This is a genomic window from Kitasatospora sp. NPDC088134 (assembly GCF_044741705.1).
GTDB lineage: Bacteria > Actinomycetota > Actinomycetes > Streptomycetales > Streptomycetaceae > Kitasatospora.
On the sequence record NZ_JBIUTD010000001.1, the window covers coordinates 668,811 to 694,599 of the forward strand.

The 25,789-nt window shown below is 74.5% G+C and carries 7 protein-coding genes; 2 read left to right on the forward strand and 5 right to left on the reverse strand.

The annotated features are described in order from the left end of the window. Window positions 1-127 precede the first annotated feature (127 nt). Entirely contained in the window at window positions 128-1,438 is a 1,311-nt protein-coding gene (locus ACIOHG_RS02770; protein WP_400944527.1) for an SUKH-4 family immunity protein, read from the forward strand. A 228-nt stretch (window positions 1,439-1,666) separates the two neighbouring features. Next, a complete protein-coding gene (locus ACIOHG_RS02775) occupies window positions 1,667-3,481 on the forward strand; it encodes an FUSC family protein (RefSeq protein ID WP_400944529.1) in 1,815 nt (604 codons plus the stop codon). A gap of 67 nt (window positions 3,482-3,548) precedes the next feature. On the opposite strand, the gene ACIOHG_RS02780 is transcribed toward ACIOHG_RS02775, so the two are convergent. The 5 genes from ACIOHG_RS02780 to ACIOHG_RS02800 all read right to left on the reverse strand — a co-directional run bounded on the left by ACIOHG_RS02780 (window position 3,549) and on the right by ACIOHG_RS02800 (window position 25,781). Further along, window positions 3,549-4,214 (reverse strand): sigma-70 family RNA polymerase sigma factor, encoded by a 666-nt coding sequence (locus ACIOHG_RS02780; protein ID WP_400944530.1) that lies wholly within the window; start codon window positions 4,212-4,214, stop codon window positions 3,549-3,551. Between the two features lie 145 nt (window positions 4,215-4,359). Further along, window positions 4,360-5,634, reverse strand: a complete 1,275-nt coding sequence (locus ACIOHG_RS02785) for a S8 family serine peptidase (RefSeq protein WP_400944532.1) — start codon at window positions 5,632-5,634, stop codon at window positions 4,360-4,362. A gap of 59 nt (window positions 5,635-5,693) precedes the next feature. After that, on the reverse strand, window positions 5,694-9,068 hold the full coding sequence (locus tag ACIOHG_RS02790) for a right-handed parallel beta-helix repeat-containing protein (protein ID WP_400944534.1): 3,375 nt from the start codon (window positions 9,066-9,068) through the stop codon (window positions 5,694-5,696). Between the two features lie 61 nt (window positions 9,069-9,129). Continuing rightward, entirely contained in the window at window positions 9,130-10,593 is a 1,464-nt protein-coding gene (locus ACIOHG_RS02795) for a hypothetical protein (RefSeq protein WP_400944536.1), read from the reverse strand. Window positions 10,594-10,697: 104 nt separating this feature from the next. Continuing rightward, a complete protein-coding gene (locus ACIOHG_RS02800) occupies window positions 10,698-25,781 on the reverse strand; it encodes an EndoU domain-containing protein (protein WP_400944538.1) in 15,084 nt (5,027 codons plus the stop codon). Between the last annotated feature and the right edge of the window lie 8 nt (window positions 25,782-25,789).

Below are 25,789 nucleotides of genomic sequence, written 5' to 3' on the forward strand. Positions count from 1 at the left end.
AAATGATCCTACTCATCCGGCCAAGACAGTTCGCCACCGCCCGTACCCCGGGCGGCGCACCGGCGGGAGGGGGCGGAGGGTAGCCTCGGCCGGGATTTGACCGGCACGGAGGAGCGGAGGAGCAGCAGTGATCACCCAGGAACAGGCCCTCGCCACGGCCGACCGCTGGCTGAACGGCGGTGCGGCCGACGGGGAGCGCCGGGAGGTGCGGTACCGGGAGTTCGGCCTGGGCTGGGCGGTGTGGGCCGCGCCGGCGCCGTTGGAGCGCGACCCGGTGACGGGTGAGCGGCGGCCCCCGGCCGATCTCGGTGACGCCTGCGGGGTGGTGGACCGGGAGAGCGGGGAGCTGAGCGTCCGGCCGTCGGTGCCGGTGGACGAGGTGATCGCGGGGTACGAGGCGGAGCACGCCGAGCGGGCGCACCGGTCGGACCCGCCCGCCACGGGGCCGGGCAACACGGCGGTGGCGACGTACGTGGACCCGGCGAACGGGCAGGAGACGATGCTGTACCGCACCGCGGGGCCGGGGCTGCCGCCGGTGGAGTACCAGGTGGCGGCGGAGCTGGCGCGGATCGGCGTGCCGGCGGGCAACGTGGTGGCGCTGCACACCGACCTGCGGCCGGCCACCCTGCCGGGCGGGTACACCGCGGCGCTGGTGGAACGGGCGTTCCCGAACGCGGAGTTCTCCTGCTCGCACCTCTACGGGATCTTCGCCGAGGAGCGTGCCGAGGGCGTCGCGGCGCTGGCCGAGCACGCCGAGCGGACGGCCCGGCTGGCCGGGCAGCAGCCCCCGCCGCGGCCGCGCCGGGTCCCGGCGCCGCAGCCCGGCGAGGTCGCGGCGGCGGCGCCGGTGCGGGACGTGGCGCTGGGCCGGCGGATCGCGGAGGTGCTGGGCGAGGTGGTCCGGTACGACGCCGACGACATCGCCGCCAGCGCCCTGCCGGCCGCCGCCCGGACCACCCTGACCTGGGCCGGACTGCCCGCCGACGTGCCGCTGTTCTTCACCGCCGACCGGCCGGACGGCCCGCCGCCGGGCGGCCTGTTCGCCGATCTGCGCACCCAGCTGACCGCCGCCGGAACGGAGTTGGAGCCGCAACTGCTCGACGTGCTGGCCGGGTGGACCCGGATCGGGTCGGATGGCCTGTGCGTGGTCGCCGTGCGCTGCGGCGGCGAGGACGAGCGGGATACGGGCTCGGTCTGGGCCGTGCACCCGCGCACCGGCAGTGGCCGCTACGTGAGCGACTCGGTGGCCTCCTTCCTGCGCGGCCTGGACGCCCTGGTGACGGCGCGGGCCGCGCTGCCGGGTCTCGACCCGTTCGCGGCCGGCGCGGCGGTGGCGGCGCTGCAGCAGGAGCTGGCGGCGATCGACCCGCGCGCCTTCCACAAGGACTCCACCTGGTGGAACGTCGTGCTGGAGCAGATGTGGCACGGCCTGTTCTGACCCGCTGACCCGCTGACCCGCTGACCCGCTGACCCACCCCGCCCGGATCTCCGCCCGGACCTCCGCCCGGCCCCCGGCCAGCCCCCGGACAGGCGACCGGGCGCGCATCCGGGGGATACCGGGAGGTCACGGGGTCTCCCCCGCGGGCGCGAAATCGCACGGCCAGGCGGCGCAGAGCGGGGGCGTCGCCGGGCCGGGCGCGGCGCGGGCTCCTCTTGCATGGGCCGCATGGCAACACTTCGACGCGGGCCCCGCCCGCCCGGGACCCTCGCGCTGCTCCCGTGGGTGCGGCAGACCTGTGCGCCCAAGCGGCCGCCCACCGTTCCGACCGCGGCCTGGCGGTCGCTGCTGGCGATCGGCGGGCCGGTCGGCGGCGGGCTGCTGACCGGCCGTCCACTGGAGGGGGTGCTGGTCGCCCTCGGGGCGCTCTCCGCCGTGCTGACCGACGTGGCCGCCGGGTACCGGCACCGGGCGGTCACCATGCTGCTCCCTCAACTGCTGGGCATGGCAGGGGCGTTCACCATGCTGGCGGCGGGGGGCGGGCCGGCGGCGGGGTGGGTGCTGCCCGCGCTCGGGGTGGTCGCGGGCGTGCTGTCCTGCCTCGGGCCGGAGGGCTCGCTGACCGCGATGATCCTGCTGATGGACGCCGAGCTGGTGCTCGACGTGCCGCTGCCCGGACCGCTCTGGCACGCTCCGGCGCTGCTGCTGTCCGGCGCGCTGGCCGTGGTGGCGCTGGCGCTGGCCGGGCGGCCGCTGCGCGGCGACCGTCCCGAACGGGCGCTGCTGGCCCAGTGCCTGACGGGCTGCGCGGAGGCGCTGGAGGTGACCGGCCCGGCGGGGGCGGCCCGGCGGCGGGTCCTGCACGAGGCGGTGGAGCGGGCCCGGCGCACCGTCGCGGTCGGCGGCAGCACGCTGCTGGGCCGTCACCTGCCGGGCCTGCTGCTGCTGTCCGAACTGGCCTCGGCCGCCGGGTCGCGCGGCCTGCCGGTCGATCCGGCGCTGCCCGCGCGGCTGCGCGCAGAGGCGGCCGCGCTCACGCGCGGCAGGACGCCCGGGCCGGACCGGCCGGACCGGTCGGACTGGCCGGTGGCGGGGTGCGCGTTCGAGGCGCGGCTGGTGCGGGCCGCGCGGGCGGCGGTCGCCCCGGGGGTGCCCCGGTCGCGCGGGACGGCGGCGGAGCGGCTGCGCCGGCGGGCGGTGCGACAGTGGCCGGTGGTGCGGGCGGTACTGGCGGACCCGCGGTCCTGGCTGGCGGGGCTGCGGGTCGGCCTGGCCCTGCTGCTGGCCGGTGCGGCGGCGGCGTACCTGCACCTGCCGCACCCGTACTGGGCGCTGCTGAACGTGACCTTCGTCTGCCGTCCGGACGTCGGGCCGGTCACGGGGCGGGCGCTGGAACGATTCGCCGGGACGGCGCTGGCGGCGCTGGTGAGCGGGCTGGTACTGGCGTCCACCGGATCGGCGTGGGTACGGGTGGGGGTGCTGGCGGTGGCGGCGGGGCTGATCCCGGCGCTGGCCGGGACGGGCTACCTGTACCAGACCTCGGCGCTGGCGACGGTGGTGCTGATGGCCACCGAACTCGCCGGGGACCCGGCGCTGCCGCTGCTCGGCCCGATCCTGGCGAACTGCGCGATCGGCTGCCTGGCCTCGGTGCTGGCCTGCGAGCTGTTCGGCGGCCGGACCCGACAACTGGTGCTGGCCCGCCGCCTGGCGGGTGCCGTCGAGCAGGCCGCGCTGACCCTCGGCCCGGGGCGCCCGCGCCCCGCCTCGGCCCTCGCCGCGCCCCGGGCGCACCTGCAACTCGCCCTGGCCCGGGCCGAGTTCGACCGGATTCGGCGCGAGCCGCCGTGGCGCCGGCGCAGCATCGGCCAGTGGGCCGACCTGATCGAGGAGGTCGAGCGGACGGTCGACACCGCGCTCGCCACCCGCCCGACCGCGGACGGCACCCGCCACCGCCTCCACCGCGCCGCGGCCGGCCTGCACCGGATGCCCGCCCCCCGCACCCGCCCGTCCGGCCGCACCACCCGCCCGGGCAACCGGCGCTGACAGGCCGTCGACCGGCCCGCCCGGAGGGGGTCTCCGGGCGGGCCGGGGAGAGGCGGCACCCGGGGTGTCAGTGGTCGGCGGCGGCCAGGCCGCGGGCCTCCAGGATCGGGCGCAGGGCCCGGACCGCGTAGAAGCTGCGGGACTTGACGGTGCCGACGGGGACGCCGAGCGCGGCGGCGGCCTCGACCATGGAGCGGCCCTTCATGTGGAGTTCGACCAGGACGTCGCGGTGGTGGGAGGGGAGTTCGGCGAGCGCGACGGCCATGTCCCGGGCGTCCAGCAGGGCGTCGTAGGGGTCGTGGGCGCCGCCGTGGCACTCCGGGGTCTCCCCCGCGACCTCCTGCGGGCGGGCGGACTGCATCCGGAAGTGGTCGATGGCGATCCGGCGGGCCACCGTGAACAGCCACGGGCGGCTGTGCTCGGGGCCGCGGCGGATCGCGTCCGGGTTCTGCCAGGCCCGCAGCAGGGTCTCCTGGACGATGTCCTCGGCCTTGCCCCGGTCGCCGCTGGTGGCGCGCAGCATGGCGCGCAGCAGGTAGCCCCCGTGCAGGCGGTACAGCTCGGCCAAGGTCTGCTGGTCGAGGGTGGGACGTCGCGGCGCACGGGCGGCGCCGGGGACGTCTGCGGTGGGTGCGGCGCCCCGGATGGTGTCCGGTCGTGCGGCGGTCGCTCCGTCGGTGGGCCCGGCGGTCGGGTGGGTGTCCTTCAGCTGAGCAGTAGCGTCGATGGCCACGGCGGTAGAGCCCTTCACAACAATCGTCGGCATTGGGCAAGCCGCCCCGCCTGGCCCACCACCTTCTGCGGCCCACCCTCGCGGGCGGTCCCAACGTCGCGCCAACGTCGCGCCAATGCGGCGGCCGGGACGGGCTGACGGGACGTCATCCCTCGTCGGGGGCGGCCCCGGTGCGGCGGCGGTGGACCCGGGCCGCGCCCGCGCCGAGCGCGACGACGACGGCGAGCGCCCCGGCGGACCAGGCCAGCGCGGCGGCGCGCCGGACCGGGGTCGGGTCGGGGGCGGGCGGGACGACCACCTGCGGGGCGGGGAGCGCGGCCGCGGTCGGGGCGGGCCCGGTCGGGGTGGAGAGCGCCGCGACCGGGTCGACGGTGCCCCAGCCGAGCAGCGGGTCGGGGACGGTGGTGCCGGGCCGGTAGGCGGTGGCCTTCAGCCGGGCGGCGAGCCGGTCCGGGGTGAGGGCGGGCTCGTGGGAGAGCAGCAGGGCGGCCGTCCCGGCGGTGAGCGCGGCGGCGCCGCTCGCCCCGTCGGTGCTGAACTGGCCGCCGCCCGGGCCGGGGGCGCGGAGCCGGGTGCCCGGGGCGGCGAGGTCGACCCGGGCGGGGGCGGCGTTGATCGCGGCGCCGTCGGGGCCGACGCCGGCCACCGCGAGGACGCCGGGCAGCGCAGCCGGGTACACCGCCCCCTTGGCCTGGGCGTCGTCGGGGGCGGTGGGCGCGACCAGCAGGACGCCCTTGGCGGTGGCGTAGCCGACGGCGTCGACGAGTTGCTGGCTGGAGCCGGCCGCGGGCACGCCGACCAGGGCGATCCTGGCCCCGTTGTCGGCGGCGGCCCGGATGCCCTGGGCGAGCAGGTCGGGGGTGGTGGTGCCGGCGTCGTCGGTGACGGCGACGGCGAGCACCGTGGCCTCGGGCGCGACCCCGGCCGGGCCGCCGTCGCCGGTGGCGCGGGCCGCGACCAGCCCGGCGAGCAGCGTGCCGTGGCCGACGCAGTCCCGCCCGGCGTCGCCCTGCCCGTACACCCGGGGGCCGAGCCGCAACCGCCCCGCGAGCGGGCCGGCCGCGCCGCCCGCGGCGGAGTCCACCCCGGAGGCGAGCACCGCGACGGTGACGCCGTTGCCCCGGCCGAGCGGCCAGACCGCCTCCGGATGCAGGTAGACCTGCGCCCACGGCAGCCCGTCGACGCTCTTCGCGGACGGCTTGCGGCACCCGTTCTCCTGGACGTCCGGCAGGCTCTGCCGGATCGTCGGCAGCTCGGTCGGCGACGGCGAGGGCACGTCCGCGACCGCCGCCCCGCCCGGCCCGAGCAGCGCCAGCCCGTACACCACCGCGCACCCGACCACCGCCCCCACCGCCCGCCGCCCGAGCGGCCCCACGCCCCCCGGCACGCTCTCCCGCGCCCCCGGTCGCAGGCCGTTCAAGCTCTCCTGCGCTCCCGGCCGCCGGAGGCCGGCTGTGCCGTCAGTGCCGTGCTGCGGGGTCATGCCGGGGTGCCCGTGGGGGCGGCGAGGTCCTGCGGGAGGAGGAGGCTGAGCTCGGAGACGTCGGCGAAGTCGAGGCGGCTGAGGCGGCGGGCCTGACGGGTGATCATGCCTTCGAGGGTCTGGCGGGCGTAGCGGCCGTTGCCGAAGGTGCGGTCGCGCGGGACGGCGGCGAAGTGCCGGGCGAGGGCGGCGACGGTGTCGGGGGCGCAGGTGTAGCCGGCCTTCTCGGCGTGGCGGCCGACGATGGTGACGAGTTCGTCGTCGGTGTAGTGGCCGAACTCGATCTGGCGGGAGAAGCGGGAGGCGAGGCCGGGGTTGGAGGAGAGGAAGTGCTGCATCTCGTCCTCGTAGCCGGCCACGATGACCACGACCTCGTCGCGGTGGTCCTCCATCAGCTTCATCAGGGTGTCGACGGCCTCCTGGCCGAAGTCGTTGCCGCCGCCGCCGTTGCGCGGGGTGAGGGTGTACGCCTCGTCGATGAACAGGACGCCGCCGCGGGCCCGGTCGAAGGCCTCCTTGGTGAGTTGGGCGGTGTGGCCGATGTAGCGGCCGACCAGGTCGGCGCGGGCGGTCTCGATCAGCTGGCCGGTGGGCAGCACGCCGAGTTCGGCGAGGAGTTGGCCGTAGAGCCGGGCCACGGTGGTCTTGCCGGTGCCGGGCGGGCCGGCGAAGACCAGGTGGTGGCCGATCTTGGCGGTGGGCAGGCCGGCCTCCTCGCGGCGGCGGGTCTGCCGGAGCAGGTCGACCAGGTCCTCGACCTGCTCCTTGGCGGCGGGGAGGCCGACCATGGCGCGGAGTTCGGCGAGCAGTTCGGTGCCGTCCTTGCGGGCGGCGGGGTCGGGTCCGGCGGGGGTGACGTCCTCGGGGAGCAGTCGGGCCAGGTCCTCGTCGGAGACCTCGGGGTGGGTGGCGAGGCGGGTGGCCTGGCGGTCGACCATCTCCTCGAAGACCTTGCGGGCGGCCCGGCCGTTGCCGAAGTCCTCGCCCTTGGGGAGCCGTTCGAACAGGGTGCGCAGGGCGTCCTGGGTGCCGTCGGCGAGGGTGTAGCCGTGGCTCGCGGCGGCGCGTTCGACGATGGTGACGAGTTCCTCGTCGGAGTAGTTGGCGAACTCGACGGTGCGGCTGAACCGGGAGGCGAGGCCGGGGTTGGAGGCCAGGAAGTCGGTCATCTCGGTGGAGTAGCCGGCCACGATGACCACGATCTCCTCGCGGTGGTCCTCCATCAGCTTGACCAGGGTGTCGATCGCCTCCCGGCCGAAGTCGGGGCCGCTGCCGCCGGAGCCGGCCGAGAGGGTGTACGCCTCGTCGATGAACAGGACGCCGCCGAGGGCGGAGCGGAACACCTCGGTGGTCTTCAGCGCGGTGCCGCCGATGATGGAGGCGACCAGGTCGGCGCGGGCGGTCTCGACCAGCTGGCCGCCGGCCAGGACGCCGAGTTCGGCCAGGATGCTGCCGTAGAGCCGGGCGACGGTGGTCTTGCCGGTGCCGGGCGGGCCCGCGAAGACCAGGTGGCGGCTCATCGGGAGGGCGGGCATGCCGGCGAGTTCGCGGCGCCGGGCCAGCTTGTTGAGGTTGACCAGGGTGGCGACCTGCTCCTTGACCCCGGCGAGGCCCACCAGCGACTCCAGCACCTCCAGCGGCCCGGGCGGGGCGGCGGACGCGGCGGGCGGCGCCGGCTGCTCGGGGGCGGCGGCGCGGTGCGGGTCGGGGGTGTGGCCCGCCCCGGCCGAAGGGGCGGCCGGGACGGACGTCTGGGAGGTGGCGACGGCGGTGCCGTGCGCGTCGGGCAGCCCGTTCTCCTCGCTGACCAGTTCCTCCACGGCGAGCCGTTCGCCGGGGGCGGTCTGCCGGAGGCCGGAGCCCTTGTTGCGGGAGAGCGTGCAGCCGGTGAGCCGGACGGCCTCGACGGAGTCGGTGCGGACGCCGTCGCCGGTGTTCTCGGCGGCGGCGACCTTGACCAGGACGGCGCGGGCGCCGCTGCCGAGCCGGACGCCGTGGCGGCGGTTGCCGGTGGCGCGGACCCGGGTGCAGGTCAGGTCGGCGCCGTCCTCGGCGGTGATGCCGTCCTCGCCGGAACCGGTGATCTCGCAGTCCCGCAGCTGGGCGGTGCCGACCCGGCCGAGCAGCACGCCGGAGCCGGTGGCGTCGCGGACGGCGGTGTCGCCGATCCGGGTGTCGGCTCCGTCGGCGATCCGGATGCCGGAGCGGCCGGCGTCCAGCACCTCGCACTTCTCCAACTGGCCGCGCCCGTCCCGCAGGACGGCGACGCCGTCGCCCTTGGCGCGGTGCACGGCGGCGCGGCGCAGCCGCGGGTTGGCGCCCTCAGTGATCAGCACGCCGGTGCCGGCCGCGTCGCGGACCTCCAGCCGGTCCAGGTCGGGGGCGCTGTCGCCGGTCAGTTCGAGGCCGTCGCCGCCGCAGTCCCGGACCACGGTGCGGGACAGGGTGGGGCCGGAGGACTCGCCGATCCAGATGCCGGTGCCCTGGGCGGCGGCCACCTCGCAGTCCTCGAAGGTGCCGCGGGAGCGGCCGGTGACGTGGACGCCGTGGCCCGAGGTGCGGACGGTGCGGCAGCGGCGCAGCTCGGGGTCGGTGCCGGCCGCGAGCACGATGCCGTGGCCGGAGGTGCCGGTGACGGTGCAGTCCTCCAGCACGACCCGGGCGGTGGAGCTGATGTAGACGCCGATGGTGGTGTCGCGGACGTGGGTGCGCAGCAGCCGGGTGGTGCTGTTCTCCTCCAGCGCGATGCCGGGCTTGTCGGTGACGGAGATCTCGCAGCCCTCGAAGGTGCCGCGGGCGTTGCCGTTGGCGCAGATGCCGTTGCCGCGGGCGTCGCGCAGCACGCAGTTGCGCAGCAGCGGGTCGGCCCGTTCGCCGATCACCACGGCGGAGCTGCCGAGGTGTTCGACGACGCAGTCCTCGATGACGCTGTTGCCGGTGGAGGTCTCCACCAGGCCGGCGCCGGCCGGGTTGGTGACCCGGCAGCCGCGCATCGCCAGCGAGCCGTCGCCGCGGGTGAGCAGGGCCGTCCAGGAGTTGCCGATGACCTCGCAGTCCTGGAAGGCGGCCTGGCCGCGCGGCACGTCGACGGCGGGCAGTTCCTCGTCCTGTCCTTGCAGGATCAGGCCGGTGAACTGCACCGCCTCGGCGGTGACCTGGACCACGCAGCCGCGCCGGGCGGTGATCCGGACGGTGCCGCGGGCCTCGGCGGCGGTGATGGTGACCAGCTTGTCGATCACCAGGTTCTCCTCGTACCGGCCGGGCCGGACCGAGATCACCGCGCCGCTGCGGGCCTCCGCCAGTGCCTCGCCGATCGTGCGGTAGCGGCCGTCCCGCTGTTCCGGGCACACCGTCAGCACGTGGCGCGACATGGCGTGGAGTCTCCTCTTCCTGGGTGGACTGGGTGGGCGGGGCGCGCTTCCTGACGGCGGATCAGGTGCAGTCGGCGCGGACGGCGGCGGCGGCGTGGTGGGCGTGGTCGGCGCCGGCCCCGTAGTCGATGCCGCGGTCGTGCAGCATCACAGCGATCTTCCCGTTGCTGACGGGGAAGGTGCCGGCGTTGACCCACTTGCCGCGGTTGGCGGTCTGGTCGATGGTGAACGCGCCGATGGTGCCCTCGCCGGTGGTGAAGTACCGCTGGACGGTGTAGTAGGCGGGCTTGCCGCCGACCGCCTTCACGTCGGTGTTGTTCGGGATGTACACCGAGAGCTTGCAGGTACCGGTGTTGATCGGCGAGGTGGTGAACGCCCACAGCACCGACTTGCCGTAGTCCTTGCCGGCCTCGCCGGACATCGGCACCGACACGTACTTGCCGCTGCAGCCCGAACCGGCGTACCCGCCGGTGGTGCTGGTGGTCCAGCCGGTGCTGCCGTCGGTGTACCAGCCGTTCTGGTCGTAGCCGATGCCCGCGTTGGTGCAGCCGGTTCCGGCGACGGCGGTGAAGCTGGGCGCGGCCGGGGTGGTCTTGTTCGGCGCGGGGACGGCGGGGGCGCCGCCGGTGGTGGTGGAGCCGCCGCCCGTGGTGCTGCCGCCGGTGGTGGAGCCGCCCCCGGAGGTCGAGCCGCCGGACGTCCCCCCGCCGGAGGTGGAGCCGCCGCCCGTACCACCGCCCGAGGTCGAGCCGCCGCCGGTGGAGCCTCCGGAGGTGCCGCCGGTGGCGGTGCCGCCGGCCGTGCCCGCGGCAGCGGGGTCGGTGGAGGTCGGCGCGGCCGTGCCGCCCGGGAGCAGCGCGGCGTCGACCGGCACCGCGACGGCGGTCGGGTCGTTCGGGCCCGGGGTGGGCAGCAGGTCGCCCAGTTCGGGGCCGCCGGCGGGCGGCTGGTCGGCCTGGCCGGCCGCGGCGTTGACGGTCTTCGGGCCGCTGCCGGTCAGCACGAACGGCAGGCCGAGCAGCAGCACGCCGGCGGTGACGGCCGCCAGCACCATCGGCTTCTTCGAGCGGCGGCGCTCCGGCTCCTCCTCCCCCTCGAACCCGTCCGGGTCCTCGCCGTCGAAGCCCCCCGCGGTCGGGTCGGGCATCGGGGCGGTGGCAGGCTCCTGCTCGGGCGACAGGAACGGGAACACCCCGGCGGGGGTGCGGGGCGGCCGGGGGGCCAGGCGGGCGTCGTCCTCGGCCCCGGCCCCGGCGGCGGGCTCGGGCTGCGCCGCCGCGGGCTGCGGCTCGGCGGCGGGCGGCGCGGACGGCCGGCGCACCGCGTTGGGGTCGGGCAGCACCCGGCCGTACTTCGGCGCGGACCCGGCCGACTGGGCGCCGGCGGGCTCCACCTGCCCGTACGAAGGCGCGCCGGACGCGGCGGCCCCACCCTCGGAGCCCTCCTCGATCTCCCAGGCGACCGAAGGTAGTTGGACTCCCCCGGCGCCGGCCTGAGAACCGTTTCCACCCGTGCTCGTACCCACCAGAACTCCTCGGCTCCCCATGCGGTCCTGTCGACGGGACCGCCCCGCCGACCGGACTGCGGACGCTCCCACTCCCTAGCTACGGCCCGGACCGGACCGGCGGTTCACCCGTTCCGGGAACCGCCCATCAGGGTGTTGAAGACCTTCTGCTCCGGGGAGACGGGCAGCCGGGTGAGGTCCCCGACGGTGAGGCGGCCTTCGCCCGACAGCTGGTTCACGTGGCGTATCAGGTCGGCCAGTTGGTCGTCCGTCGGCCCGGTGCCCTCCGGCAGCTTGAACAGCTGGCGGACCAGGGCCGTCGCCCCTTCCGAGGTGCCGCCGCCGAGCTCGACCAGCTCGTGGGCGGCGCGCAGCGCTGCGATGTCGTTCGCGTCGAGGCCCGGCCTGGCTCCGGCCTCGGCGCGCTGGAAGTCCTCGCCGAACAGGGTGCGGCTCAGCTCGACGGCGGCGACCTGCCGGTGCAGACCGGTCGCGGTGGTGGGGATGTACTCCGCCGGCGGGTGCCCCGTCCCGTCGGCCAGCACCCGCCAGAGGTTCCCGAGGGCCTGAAGGTGGGTCCCGGCGGACACGGGGGGCTCCAACTCCGGCAGCCGGTTCATGACGACCGCCAGCCGGGCCGCCTGATCGTCCGTCGGCCGGGCGTCCTCCGACAGGTCGAACAGCCGACGGACCTCGGCCATCGCCCCCTCCGGCGTGCCGCCGCCGAGCTCGACCAGCGCGTGGGTGGCGCGGAACACCACGATGTCGCCCTCGCCGAAGCTCGGCCGGACCCCGTTCTCGGCGATCCGGTAGTCCGTGCCGAACAGGGTGCGGCTCAGCTCGACGTCGACGGCCTTGACCTCCTCCAGCGGGATGTCCACCGTGAACGGGACCGTGCCGACCAGGGCGTTCTTCGGCGGGGTCCCCGCTCCGCCGTCCTCCTGGGGCTTCGACTCGGAGCCGCCGAAGAAGGTCACCTCGATCTTGGCTGCCCCCTTGAAACGGCCCATCGGGATCTCGTACTTGCCGTTGGCGATCCCGCCGCCGGAGCTGCCGAGGCTGGCGCCCTTGCGCCCCTGGTGCTGCAGGCCGAGCGTGCCGGTGGGGTTGAAGGGGGTGGAGCTGTCACCGAGCTTGGCGCCGACCTGCACCTGCGCCCCCCACTGCTTGCCCTTCAGTTCGCTGTGCTCCGTGCCGGCGACGCTGTTGTTGACCGGGCTCAGCACGGCCTTCTGGTGGTTGCCCTGGTGCTCCAGATCGAGGATCTGCACCTTCACCTCCATGCCCAGCCCCTTGCCGAGGTCCCAGTGCGAGGGCGGCTTGCCGGTGAACATCGCCGTGCCCTGGCTCGCGGAGTGCAGCAGCGAGGAGAAGTGGCTGTGCGAGATGACGTTCTCCACCGTCGGCCTGATCCGCGCCCAGGCACGGGACCCGAAGTACTGCTCGGCCCGCTGCCGCACCAGGTCGTGCAGGCCGCCGACGTCCTCCAGCCAGCGCAGCACGTCGGTGTCGCGCAGGCCGTGCTTCTCGATCCGCTCCGGCGGCAGGTACACCTTTCCGGGCACCGGCTTCTCGGGTGCCACGCTCGCCGCCCGGTACGGAGCGGAGGTCTCGGTGGTCTCGACGATGGTCTCGAAGCCGATCTCGGCGGTGCGCCGCCGGAAGACGCCGGCGCCGATCCACGGCTTCCGGGTGAAGTCCAACTGCAGCTCGGCGACGCCCGCGAAGGCCCGGCCGGACACCTTCGCCTTGGTGCCCATGCCGGCCGTGAAGCTGCCGGCCACGGTGTCGATCCGGTCGGTGCCCCAGGCGTGGTTGACCGAGCCGCCGACGTTCATCGTGACGCCCGACGGCAGCGTGACGTAGCCGACGGCACCGACGGTGACGGAGTGGCCGGTGCCGGCGCCGTAGGCGGTGACGCCGTCGGTGTTGGTGTAGCTCTGCTGCACCTGGGTGCCGACGTTGAACTCGGTTTCACCGGTGTAGCCCAGGTCCCGCAGGCCCTCGCGGACCACGGCGGTGATCCGCACGGTGCTCCGACCGTGCCGGACCACGATCGGGTCCCCCGCCGTCATGCCCTTGAGCCGGGCCTGGAGCTTCTCCGGGGTGAGCTCGGCCTCCAGCTTCCGGTCCAGCCCCTTCCAGTCCCACCGGAACGGGTTCTTGCCCGGCTCGTCCTTCGACTTCCGGACCAGGCCGTCCCAGTCCCACTTGAGCGGGTTGTGCTCCCGCTTGCCCCCCACCGTCGGGGCGAGGTCCTTCCAGCCCCAGTTGAGCGGGTTCTTCTCGACCACCATGACGTAGCGGGGCTCGTCTCCGGGGCCGGTGAACGGCACGACCTCCCGCGTCCGCCCACCCCTCCGGACCAGGCCGCCCCAGTCCCACTTGAGCGGGTTGTGCTCCCGCTTGCCCTCCGCCGTCAGGGCGAGGTCCTTCCAGCCCCACTTGAGCGGGTTCTTCTCGACCCGGTAGTCGTCCGCCGAGACATTCTCCTTCGGCCGCAGCGCGTCGGGGGCCTTGGGCAGGGACCGGTTCCGCTCGCCCTCCCAGGCGATGCCCCGCCCGGGGACGTGCACGGCCCTCCGGTCCTCCTGCGGCCACGACTTGATCTGCTCCAGAATCGACCTGCCGAAGCTGCGGGGCCGCTCCTTGGCCGTCTTGTCCTCCTGCTGCCCCCCCGCCTTGTCCTCCTGCTGGTTCGCGGCCGTGCCCTCGGCCTTGGCCGACTCCTCGGGCTTCCGGTGCGGGTACACGTCAGTGACGATCGCCGACGAGTCGATCCGCCGGCGGTCCAGCGTGTGCTCCTGCTTGCGCTCCTCGTCCTCCCGCTTCTTCTTCGCCTTCTCCTGCTCGTCCTTCTCCCGCTTCGCCTTCTCCTCCGGGCTCTCCTCCTTGACCTCCTTGACCTCGGTGTCCTCCGCCTTGCCCTTCCCCTTCGACGGTTCGGGCTGGTCCGGCGCCTTCTGGGCGTCGCGCTGCGGAACCGCGATCCGGGCGCTGGCCGGCACCGTTCCGTGGTCGGTGCTGTGGAGCACCTTCAGGGAGGTGTGCTTGATGTCGATCCGGTACGTGACCTCGGTGTCGAAGAGCTCGGCGGGCTCCGTGTGCTTGCCCCGGTTGGAGACCGAGCCGACGGTGTCCGCGACGTTGCCCTGGGTGCGGTCCCGGCGCCACGTGTAGCCCGCCGTGATGTCGAACAGCTTGTTCTTGTACTTGCCGACCGCGCCGGCGGTGAACCGCTTGAGCTCGTCGTGCGCGTAGCCCTGCCCCTTGGAGCTGAGCGTGCCGGACTCGAACTCGTACTTGGGCAGCGAGGAGTGGTGCTTGCTGTTCCCGAGCTCGGCCGTGACGGTGATCTCGGACGTCCAGGACTTGCCCGAGACCTTCGTGGTGATGCTGTCGCCGAGGGTCAGCCCGGCCAGCCGGGTCTTCAACCCGGTCTCGGTGAAGGAGTTCTCGATCCGGCGCTGCTGCTCGGCGGTGAGCTCACCGTGCTTGGCCGTCAGCTTCTGCTTCACCATCGCCGCCACCCCGTCCGCGCCGGACAGGCTGTGCACCACGTAGGAGGAGTTCAGCTCGTGGTGGCCGCGCATCCGGGTCGGCGCCTCGTAGGGCGCCGGCGGGGTCTTCGGGTTCTCGCCGTCCCCGCCCTCGTTGTGCTCCTTGTTCCCGTCGTCGCCCAGCGGCACCTTGGCGGCCTTGGTGTTCCGGGTGTCCATGCCGAACTCGGCGTGCAGGTCGGCGGTGAGGGGATCGCCCTCCTCGCGGCCCTTGGCCTTCACGTGGAACTCCACCGTCAGGTCCGCACCGAAGATGGCTTGCGGCGCCCCGTACTTGCCGTTGGCGTATATCCGGTCGGCGTCCCGGGCGCGCCAGGAGAAGCGGTCGCGGTACATGCCGCCGACCGAGGCGACCAGGTCGCCGTCGGGCTTGGGGCTGTCCGGATGGAACACCGGGCCGACCTGGGCCTGGATCGCGCCGCTGGCGGAGAGCAGCCGTCGGTCGGCGCTGAACGCGGTGTTCTCGTTCACCTGGTTCAGTTCCGCCTCGGCGTCGTACCGCCGGTAGACCAACTCCTTCACCTTGGCGACCGCGGTCACCACGTGGTGGCCGTTGTCGAACAGCGTCAGGGGTTCGCCGCGGGTCATCCCGACCAGCCGGGGCGCCAGGTTGGACTGGCCGGCCCGGGACAGCACCTCCTCGCCGTGCTCCTTCCAGAACGCGGCGTGGGTCCCCTTCCCCAGGCTCTTCAGCTTCGTGCGCAGGTCGGTGACGTTCCCGACGTCCCGGACCACCACGTCCCCCTGGAAGCCGTCCTTCCGCACGTCGTACGAGGGCTCCTGCGGCGGCAGTAGCTCCTTCGCCGGGGCCGCCGCCTCCCGCCCCTCCTTCGGGGACACCGTGGTGTCGGCCTTGTCCACCAGGAGCCGGACCTTGGCCGCGGGCCCCGTGGAGACCTGGTAGCCGCTGTCGAAGACCAGGTCGAACTGGACGTCGGCGTCGTACAGCGCCCCGTCCGTCTTCGACTTGCTGGTCAGCTGCGAGTTCTCGCTGGTCCCCTCGACCGTGACGTGTTCCCCGCCGACCCGGACGTTGGCGTTCACGTTGTCCGAGACCGGCTTGGCCTTGATCGACGGCACCAGGGAGCCCTGGACCGCGTGCCCGGTGCTCGTCGCCGTGCTGTGGACCTGCTGCACGGTGGTGCCGATGTTGAACTCGGGCTTCTTGACCGACCCGATGTGCTCCGGCTGCACGACCTTCGCGGTGATGTCCACCGAGACGGTCCGCTTCCTGCCGAACGGTCCCACCTCGACCTCGATCCTGATCGGCTCGCCGGCCGTCATGCTCCGCAGGCTCCACTCCAGGCGCTCGAAGCCGACCTGGGAGCGGATCTGCTCGCGCAGCTCCGGCCAGTGCGCCAGGACCTGCCGGGGCCGGTCGTCCTGCGGCTGCTGCTCGCCGCCGCGGTCCGTCATCTCGTGGTCCCCGGCAGACGCGTTCTCCTGCGCAGCGGCCTCGGCCAGCCTCGCCTCGGCCTGCTTCACCTTCTGCTGCAGCTCCTCCTGCACCTGGTCGAGCAGTTCCTCCACCGGCCCCTTGACCGGGCGGAGGGCCTCTGAGGACGGCGGCTCCAACGGCTCCAGCGGGCGCAGGCCCTGGACGACGTCCTGTCCGCCGATCCGGCCTTCCTGCAGCAGGCGCTCCGGTGCGGTCAGCCTGTCCTCGGCCGCCACCGGCGGGTGGTACGGGACGGCGATCTTCGCGGTCACCCGCACCGGCGTGGTGAGGTCCTCCTCCTTCTCCTTCCCGGCCTGCTCGGTGGGCTCCGTCTTCTTCGGGCCGTCGACCTCCACGGTGGACCCCGCGTGCTGCAACCCGCTGAAGTCCAGGTCCAGTTTGAGGTGCGTCAGGGACAGGTCGGCGTCGACCGTGCTCTTGGAACGGGCGACCGGCCCGACGGTCTCCAGCTCCACGTCGCTGTGGCCGGTGTCGTAGAAGTAGCCCAGCGCGTCGGTGACGTCGGCGATGCTGTCCGACTGCTTGGACTGCAGGCCCACGCTCATCTGCCAACTGCCGTCCGCCCGGGTGCCGGTGGTGACCCGCTGATCGACGCCGTTCTCGAACTCGATCGCCCGCAGGCCGACCCACTCCCGCCTGGCGACCTTGCCGCGCAACCGGATCTTCCCGGACCACCTGTTACTGCTGAACGGCGCCTCCCACACCTTGCCCTGGGACAGCGCAGCCACCATCGGCCGCAACGCCGAGGGCCCGAAGTACGCGTCCGCGAACGCCTTGATCGCCACCTCGTCGCCCGGCGAGACCTTCTCCAGGATCTTCACCACCCGGTCCCGCGCGGCAGTCTGACCGGCAGTCAGCTCGATCGTCAGGTCCGTACCACGGATCGGCCGGTCCTTCATCTCCGCGACCCGGAGCTTGGACGCCCTCTCCTTGGCCTTCCGCTCGGCCTCCTCCCTCTCCTCCTTGGCCTTCCGCTCGGCCTCCTCCCTCTCCTCCTTGGCCTTCCGCTCGGCCTCCTCCTTGGCCTTCCGCTCGGCCTCCTCCCTCTCCTCCTTGGCCTTCCGCTCGGCCTCCTCCCTCTCCTCCTTCGCCCTCCGCTCGGCCTCCTCCTTCGCCCTCCGCTCGGCCTCCTCCTTCGCCCTCCGCTCGGCCTCCTCCCTCTCCTCCTTCGCCCTCCGCTCGGCCTCCTCCTTGGCCTTCCGCTCGGCCTCCTCCCTCTCCTCCTTCGCCTTCCGCTCGGCCTCCTCCTTCGCCCTCCGCTCGGCCTCCTCTTGGGCCCTCCGCTCGGCCTCCTCCTTCGCCCTCCGCTCGGCCGTCTTCTCGTCCTTCGGCTGCTTCGCCTGCTTTTCGCGCTGCTTCCGCTCGGCCAGGCGGCGGTCCGCCTCGTCCCGGAAGTCCGTCTCCTGGGCCAGCCGTTCGACTTCCTCCCAGTTCGCCTGCTCGATCTCCCTCTCGCGGTCCTTCTCCAGGCGCTCGTCCTCGTCCCGGCGGGCCTTCTCCTGCCGGGCCTCCTCCTTGGCCCAGTGCTCGGCGTCCGCAGCCCGGCGCAGGTCGGCCTCCTCGGCCATCCGGCGTTCCCATGCGCGCTGGGCGGCCCTGTACTGGGCGGTCTCCTCCGCGGTGGGTTCCCGGAGGTCCTCCTTCAGGCGGTCCGCCTCCTTCTGGAGGGCTTCCTGCTGCCGGGCCTCCTCCTCGGCCCAGCGGTCGGCCTCCTCCTGGGCCGCCAGCTTCTCCTCGTCGTCCTTCAGATAGTTCGCTTCCTTCCGGCGGGCCTCCTCCTGCCGAGCCTCCTCCTCGGCCCAGCGGTCGGCCTCCTCCTGCTCGGCGCGCTTCTCCTCGTCCTTCCGGCGCGCTTCCTGCTCCGCACGGCGTTCGGCGTCGAGGTCCCTCGGGGGGACGAACTCGTAGGTGCCGTCGGCGTGGCGGATCAGGTCCATGGGGGTGCCGTGCTCGGGGCCCAGGTGTTCGAGGGCCCCGTTCTCGGCGCCCTCGTGGCGGACTCGCAGGCGCAGGCCGAGGGCGTGGGCGAGGACTGCGGGCAGGGCCTGGCGGTTCTGCGGGTCGTGGCCGGCCCAGGAGGGGGCGTGCCGGCGGAGGGTGTTGAGCAGCAGGTGGCTGTTCCGGGAGTCGATTTCGGTCCGGACCGCGGCCTGGACGTCCCGGGGCAGGCCCCCGGGGTGTTCCTGGTCCAGGTAGTGCTGGGCGACGTCGACGAGGTCGGGCTGCCTCTGGGTGAGGCCGCGGGCCGCTCCGGCCTGTTCGAGGGCGGTCCGAACCTGGGTGGGGGCGTGCGTGGTGAGGGTGTCGAGCAGGCTGTGTTCGGCAAGCGGCACGATGCCGTCGTAGTGGTTGCGCCCGTTGTAGTAGAGGGTGACGGGACGGCCGTCCTCGGGGCCGATCGTCAGGTGGGTCGATCCGTCGTGCCTGATCACCCGGATGTTCAGGTTGAGGGCGTGCGCGGCGGCGGGGAGCAGCATCTCACCGGCGTCGCTGCGCCAGTCCGTCCGCCATTCCCGGATCGTGCGCAGCAGGGAGTCGCGTTCGCTGGGCGAGAGCGGGACGTCCAGGTTGTAGAAGCGTTCGGTGATCTGCTCCCGGAGTTCGTTCTCGGAGAGTTCGGACATGACCGGCCTGAGCTCCTCGGGGATGTGCTCGCGGAGTTGCTCCAGGAGCATCGGCTCCTCGCGGTCGGCCAGGCGGTGGTAGGTGTTGCCGATGTCGGGCGGGTAGGCGCCGGGCTGTCGGTCCGTGTAGTACTGCTCGATCCGGGCGCGGAGGGTCTCGATGGCGGCGGCGCGGCCGCCGGGGCCCTGGAGGTCGGGCAGGCTGAGGACGAGCGCGTCGAGCAGGCAGAGGCCGTTGTCCTCGGCCTTCGCCCAGCGTCCGGCCGGGGTGGGGCCGGGGAGTTCCTGCTTCTCGTCGTCCGACTTGTGGAACGTGTTGGGGGGGCCGGTCATCTCGACGTCGTGGTGCGGTTCGGCCATCTCGACGTCGTGCGGGTGGGGGGCGCTGTCCTGCTCGGGGAGGTGGCGGTAGCTGCGGATGAGGCCGTCGCGGACCCGGACCTCGAAGCGGTGGCCGTGGAACTCGCCGCGGTGGACGGTGGTGCCGGGGCGGTCGGGGTGGGCCTCGCCGGTGCTGCTGGTGCGGACCTGGTGGGCGGCGAGGCGGAGGTCGGCGTCGGTCCAGCCGCTGGGCAGGGAGGAGCCGCGGCGCCGGGCCTCGGGGTGGAAAGCGTGGGCGGCGGCGGCCCGGGCGTGGTCGGTGGCGCTGGCGGGGCGGTGGCCGGTGCCGGGGGTGACGGGTTCGACCAGGGGGTGCGGGTCGGGGTGCTGGGAGGGGAGCCGGAACCAGCCCTCGGCCGGCGGGTCGCCGGCGAGGGTGCGCAGGTGGGCGGGGAGGTCGCCGCCGGCCTGCTGGTGGAGGTGCGGGACGAGGTCGGGGAAGTCGGCGTGGGTGGCGGTGGAGAGGTCGAGGGTGGAGTGCGCGGCGGCGGGGTCGTCGACGGCGGTGAGGCGGAGCCGGACCAGCGGTTCGCGGCCGCCGCTGAGGCCCGCGAAGTGCTGGTCGGCGTACTGCTGGAAGCCCGCCAGGAACTCGGCGCGCTGCTGCGGGGTGGTGTGCTCGGGGGCGAGGTGGATCGGGGCGGTGATCTCGACGCCGGTCTGGCCGCTCTCGAACCGGACGTGACGGACCGTCACCCGCAGCCCGGTGCCGGGCAGGACGGCGGTGCGGGGCTGGGAGGTCTCGGCGACCGCGTCGGCCCGCCAGTCGCGGTGGGGCTGCTGGTCGGCGGGGCGGTGGACGAGGTGGCGGCCGTCGCGGGTGAGTCCCTCGATCCGGATCGGCAGGTGCTCGCCGGGGAGGTGCGCGGTGCCGGTCCAGCGGACGGTGCGGCCGTCGGGGAGGAGTTCGGCGGTGGCGTTGCGGTGGGCCTCCTGGACGGCCTGCTCGATCCGGGCGGTGTTCCAGTGGTCGGGGTAGAAGGTCTGGTCGGGGCGGTCGGCCCGGCGGTGCCAGTTGCTCGGCCGGCGGGCCTCCCGCGAGCCGGGGTGGACGTTCGGGTCGAGGAAGTGGACGGGGGCCCGGTAGACGCCGTTGTCGTGGGTGTGGACGGGGTCGCCGACCCGGACGCCGCGGCGGCGGGCCACGGCGGGGTCGGTCCGCTGGTGGACGCCGTCGAGGGTGTGCCGGTCGCCGAACCGGGTGAGGTCGTCGACCCGCTGGTCGAAGGGGCGCAGCGTGCCGAGGTCGGGCAGGTGGGGGGCGGGCGTGAGGCCGCTCTGGTCGTCGGAGGGGCGGAAGGAGACGAACTCGTCGCCGCGCAGTTCGCCCTCGATCCGGACGCCGCCGTACACGCCGGTCCACCGGTGGCCGAGGCCGGCCGGTTGGACGCCGCCGTTGCGGCGGGCGTCCAGGTAGGCCTGTTCGGCGGCGTAGACGGCCTGGTCCTCGGTCCAGTGCGGGGGGAACATGGTCCGGGTGTCGCGCTCCCGGGGGGTGCTGGTGTCCTCGGCGGCCCGGGGCGGCAGTTCGGTGTGGTCGCCGAGCGGGCCGGTGGTCCGGCGGACGTGCGCCCGGTAGGTGCCGTTGGGGTGCTCGCTGCCGGGGACGGGGACGGGCCGGTGCCGGGCGGAGCCCTGCGGGGGCAGCAGGTGGCCGCCGCCGTCCTCGCTGCCGCGCAGCATCTCCTGGCGGACCGTCAGGCGGAAGTTCGCCCGGGTGGGCAGGTCGCCGTCGGTGCGCGGGTCGGGGACCGGGTCGTGCGGCGGGGCGTCGGGGTCGTCCTGCCGGGCCAGGTGCCGGGCCCGGTCGATGGCGTTGCCGAGCTGGCGGAGGTTGCGCGGCTGGAGGTACGCCTGCTCGTTCTCGGTGAGGTGCTTGCCGTGCGGGTTGTCGACGTCGACGTCGATCCGGCCGTCGGCCTCGAGCGCGCTGCCGCCCATCAGACCGTCGAGGTACACGGGGCGCGGCCCGCGCGCGCTCTCGCGGTACTCGTCGGGCAGGCCCAGCTGGTGGCCGATCTCGTGCGCGACGGTGGTGGGGGTGGTCTCCAGGCTCCAGTTGTACATGTCCTCCCGGATGTCCCGGGGGTGCACGGTGACCTGGATGTGCGGGTCCTGGTCGGGGCGGACGAACTGCAGCCGGACCCGCAGCAGGTCGCCGTCGGGCAGCCGCTGGCCCCGGTTGTAGACGCTGGCGATGCCCGCGTGGGCGTGCTGCCGGAGCTGTTCCAGCCGGGCGTCGCGGTCGGGCGTGGTCCGGTGCAGCCTCGAGGTGTCGAGGGCGACCCGGACGGTGATCAGGGTCTCCCGGTCGCCGTCCGGCAGGTCGTTGCGGTGGACGTCGAAGCCCTGCTCGTCCCGCGCCGAACTGACCATCAGGTGCCGGGGGTCGGTCTCCGGCACGACCCGGACCGGCACGCCCCGGTAGTCGGCGATGTCGCCGCGGTCCAGGGTGACCTCGATCCGCACCCCGGCGAACTCCCCGGTCACGACGAAGTCCTCGGCGCCGTGGTCGATCAGGCCCGCGGTGTCGGCGTCGGCGAGGACCCGGCCGACGGCGTAGCGGATCTGCTCGGGCGTCCAGCTCTCCGGCAGGTCGCGGCCGGCGGTCTCGCCGAGGTCGACCGGCCAGTGCTCGTAGTGGTCCTCGGTCTCGCGGACCCAGGTGGTCTCGTGCGGCGCCCCGGCGGGCGGGTAGCCGGGCAGCAGGTAGCCGCGGCGCTGCGGCTGCGGATCGTGCTCGCCGTACGGGTGCGGCTGCGGCGGCTGGTCGGGGGTGGGGCGGTGCAGCAGGGTGCCGTCGGCGTTGCGGATGCCCTCGATCCGGACGCCGCCGGACTCGCCGACCCAGTAGGACCGGCCGTCGGGCAGTTCGACCCGGCGCAGCGGCACCAGTTCGGCGGCCCGGACCTGGACGTGCACCTCGGTGGCGTCCCAGTCGTGGGGGTAGTAGGTGTGGCCGGGCGCGTGCGCGGGGCGGTGCCAGTTGGAGCCGAACAGGGCGAGCGGCGAGTCGGGGCGGATGCCGGGCACCGTCGTCCAGTCGTACACCCGCACCACGCCGTTGGGTTCGGTGACGGGGCGGGGCGTGCCGGGCCGGTCGGGGCGCGGGCGGAGCACGCCGGCGGGGGTGCCGTCGGGGTGCTCGGCGCGGTGCCAGAGGCCGGAGTGGTCGATCTGGAGCAGCGGCGCGGGCTCGGCGTCGGGGGTGTGCGGCGCGAACCCGGGGGTGTGCGGCGGCGAGTCGGCCCCGGGGGTGTGCGGCAGCGACTCCAGGTCCGGCGTGTGCGGCGGGGAGTCGACATCGGGCGTGTGCGGCGGCGACTCCGGGTCCGGGGTGTGCGGCGGCGAGTCGGCGCCCGGGGTGTGCGGCAGGGGCGAGCCGGACGGGGTGGCGACCGGCGGGGCGGCCGGGGGCCCGGGCTTCGCGGGGGCGGGCCGCTCCTCGTCGGGGGTGCTCTCTTCGGGGGTGCTCTCTTCGGGGCGGGCGGCGGGCCGGGGCCGCTCGGCCGGGGGCTTGGGCGGCTGCGCGTCGGGGGCGGGGCCGTTCTCCACCAGGTCGGTGAACTCCCGCAGCCCTTCGTACAGTTCGTTCTCGGCGCTGGTGCGGTGCACCGGGTTGGCGGGGCCGCCCTCGGGTTCGGCGGGCCGGCGGCCGTAGAGCTTCTCCAGCAGCGGCAGCAGTTTCGGCTCGTGCTTGCGGACCCAGTCGGCGCCGTTGTTGCGCGGCTGCCGGGTGTGCGGGTCGAGGCCGTGGTTGGTGCCGAGGTAGGCGTTGGTGACCTGGGCGAAGTACTCCTGCTCGTCGCGGGCGCCGTAGTTGCGGCGGCCGTCGGCGGCCGCGTAGGGGCCGTCGGACCAGCGGGGGGCGCGGGCGGCGTGCTCGCGGTGGGCCTGCTCCCAGGCGGCGTGGACCTGCTCCCAGCCGGCGGCGGCCTCCTTCCACTGCGCGGCGGCGGCCTCGTCGCCGGGCCGGCGGGTGCGTTCGAACTCGGCCCGCCGGGCGGTGAAGTCCCGCCACTGGCGCCGGTGTTCCTCCCAGCCGGGCCGGAACTCCTCCCAGGCCTCGGCCCGGGCCCGCTTGTCCCGGAACGCGTCGGCGACCAGCTGCTTGCCGGCGTCGTCCAGGCCGTACTCGTGCAGGGTGTGGCCGAACTCGTGGGTGGTGGTGGAGTAGCCGTCGGGGTAGTGCGGGGCGGGGCCGACGGTGGTGTGCTCGCCGAGCAGGTTCTCCTCGGTGACGGCGGAGTGCCGGCCGCCGGCGCCGCGGAGGTCCTCGTAGCCGCCGGAGTCGGTGCGGGTGCCGCGCAGGTCGTGCAGGTCGGGGACGTCGGTCATCCGGACGTCCTTGGGGACGACGACCACGTCGGCGCCGTTCTTCAGCATCCGCTCGATGGTGGCGGGGTCGTGCAGCAGCCGGGCGATCTGGCGCTGCGCCTCCTGCCGGGCGCTGGCGGGCCGGTCCGCGCGCGGGTCGACGTGCACCATCAACTGGGCTGCGGTGCGGGCGAATTCGGTGGTCGACAGGGTGTCGCGCAGGGCGCCGACGAAGCCGGGGTCGCGGGCCAGCAGGCGGCGGTCCTCGGTGGACAGGTTGGCGATCCGCTGGGCGCGCTGCTCGGGCGTCAGACCGGGCAGCTCCCAGCGCTCGCGGCGGAGCGCGGGCGGCAGCGGGGCGGCGGGCGGCAGCGGGGCCGGGCGCTGGTCCTCCGTCAGGTGGGTGGTCGCCCCGGGGGCGGCGTCCTGCTGCGGGCGCCGCTGCCCGTCGGCGGCGGGCGGGGCGGCGGGGTCGGGCCGGTGCGGGGGCATCGGCGGGACGGGGGGCGGGGGCGGCGGGGCGAGCGGCGGGGCGGCGGTGTCGTGCGGCGGCGGGGTCCCCTCCGGCCCACCGGTCGGGCGGGGGGCCTCGGCACCGGGGAGGTGCCCGGCGGCGGAACCGGTCGGGACGGGGGTGGGCAGGACGGGGGCGACGGGGGTCGGGGCGGTCATGTGCTGCCCGGTGGCGGGCGGCAGGTGGCCGGTGCCGGCGGGGCCGGTCGGCGGGTGCCCGGCCGCGGAGCTGGTCGGGACGGGCGCCGGGCGGCCCGCGCCGCCGGTGGTCGCGGTCGCGGTGTTCGCCGGCCCGGTGGGCGAACTCTCATCGTGCGCACTCCCGTTGCCGGGTGCGGTGTGGTCGCCGGTGCGGCGGGTCGGGGTCGGCGCGGGGGTGACGTCCTGGTGGCCCTGGGACTGGGTGCGGGTCGGCCGGGGCGTGTCGGCGACCGGGTGCGGCGGCTCGGGCTGCTCGCCGCCGCTGGTGCGGGTCGGCCGGGGGGTGGGCGGCGGGGCGTGCAGGCCGGTGTCGTTGATGTCGCCGAGGAAGCGCAGTGCGGCCAGGCCGGTGTGCTCGGTGTTCTCCTCGATGCTGAAGTCGGCGTAGTGCAGCAGGGACTGCATCAGCTCGGCGACCTCGGGGTCGGCGGGCGGCGAGTCGAACTTCTTGCCGGCGGCGTGGCCGATCGCGTCGGCCAGGCCCTCCAGATCACCCTTGTGCAGCCCGCTCGGGTCGAAGGTGCTGTCGCCGCGGTGGCCGACCCGGGGCACCGGGAAGGGCACCACCTTGCCGGAGGCGAGGCTGGCGAGGGCGGCGAAGCTGATCGGGTGGTACAGCGGGAAGTAGTCGGAGGCCCCGTCCGCGATCGCCTGGTGCTGGGTGGTCTCCACCCAGTGGACGTAGCGCTTCATCAGGGGCGCGGTGCCCAGGTGCAGGCCGTGGCCCATGGCACCGGTGAGCATGCCGCCGAGGAAGCTGCCGGCCGAGACGGTGAACTCGTGGTCCTCGCCGAAGATCAGGTTGTAGAAGCCCTCGGTGAGGACGTTCTGCACGCCGCTCTGCAGGTAGCCGCCGAGGGCGACGCCGAAGTGGTACGCCTTGTTGCCGGAGGACATGTTCCCGGCGAGTTCGGGCAGGTGCTCGCCGAGCATGGTGACGTGACGGCCGCTCAGGCCCCGGTTCTCCAGGACCTGGCCGAGCCCCTGCTTCATCTCGGCCGCGCCGACCCGCTCGCCGGTGGTCGCTCCCCAGTGCTTGACGAAGGCCTCGCCGAACTCGCGTCCGATCGCCCGGGCCTCCCCCTCGGCCAGGCCGCTGCCGAGGTGCTTGCCGAAGACCGTCTCCATCTCGTTGACGAAGATCTCCGACAGGGTGCCCGCGCCGGACTTCCCGAAGCCGTGCTGGAGCTGCTCGGTGGCGGCCTCCATCAGGCTGCCGAGCTCGCGGGCGAAGGCCTTGGCCTCCTTCTTGGTGAAGGTCGTCTTGAGGAGTTCCTCCTCGGACGCCTTCAGCACGTTCTTGCCGATCGCCCCGAGCGGGCCCTTCTTCCCGCCCGCCTCGGCGGCCTCCGCCGCGGCCTTCAGCAGGCCCTTGAGGCCCTGCAGGTCGCCGTGCACCAGGTAGTTGCTCAGCTGGTCGGCGAGCAGTCGGCCGCCGCTCTTGCCGAGCAGCTTGCCCAGCAGCTTGCCGAGGCCGAGGCCGAGCAGCTCCAGCGGGCCGCCGAGCAGGCCGCCGATCACGCCGAACAGCACGGCCTGCTTGGTGTACTCCTTGTCGATCTCCTTGCGGTTGCCCTGGCCGATCTGGATGTTCTGGATGATGCCGTCCATCAGCAGGCCGCCGACGATGCCGGCGAAGGTGTGCATCGCGATGGTCTTCAACAGGTACTTCATCAGCGCGGTGAGCGCGGCCTTGGTGAGCAGCTTGCGCAGCACCAGCCCGGAGAGGCTGGCCCCGAAGCTGAACGGCGCCCAGAAGATGGCCAGCGCGATCTCGACCAGCAGCTGCACCAGCTGGGCGATCGCCATCCACTTGGTGTACTCGACGGCGTTGGCGACGTCGCCCGCGCAGTCGGCGAGCTTCTTCGAGGCCTCGGCGGCGGCGGTGACGTAGTCGTTGTCGCCGCCGACGCCGATGAAGTAGTTCATCTGCCGGGCGAACGCCTGGGCGGCGGCGCCCTCGAACTGCCGGCGGCAGGTGGCCGCCACCTTGGCGATCAGCTCGCGCAGTTCGGGCAGTTCCTTCGACAAGCGCTCGTACGCGTCCCGGATGTCGCGCAGCTCGCCCTCGTTGATCTTCGGCCAGGGCATGCCGGTGATCGCGGAGAAGAACGCGGCCGTCGAGGGGCTGACCTCGATCGAGGAGTGGGACACGTGGACCG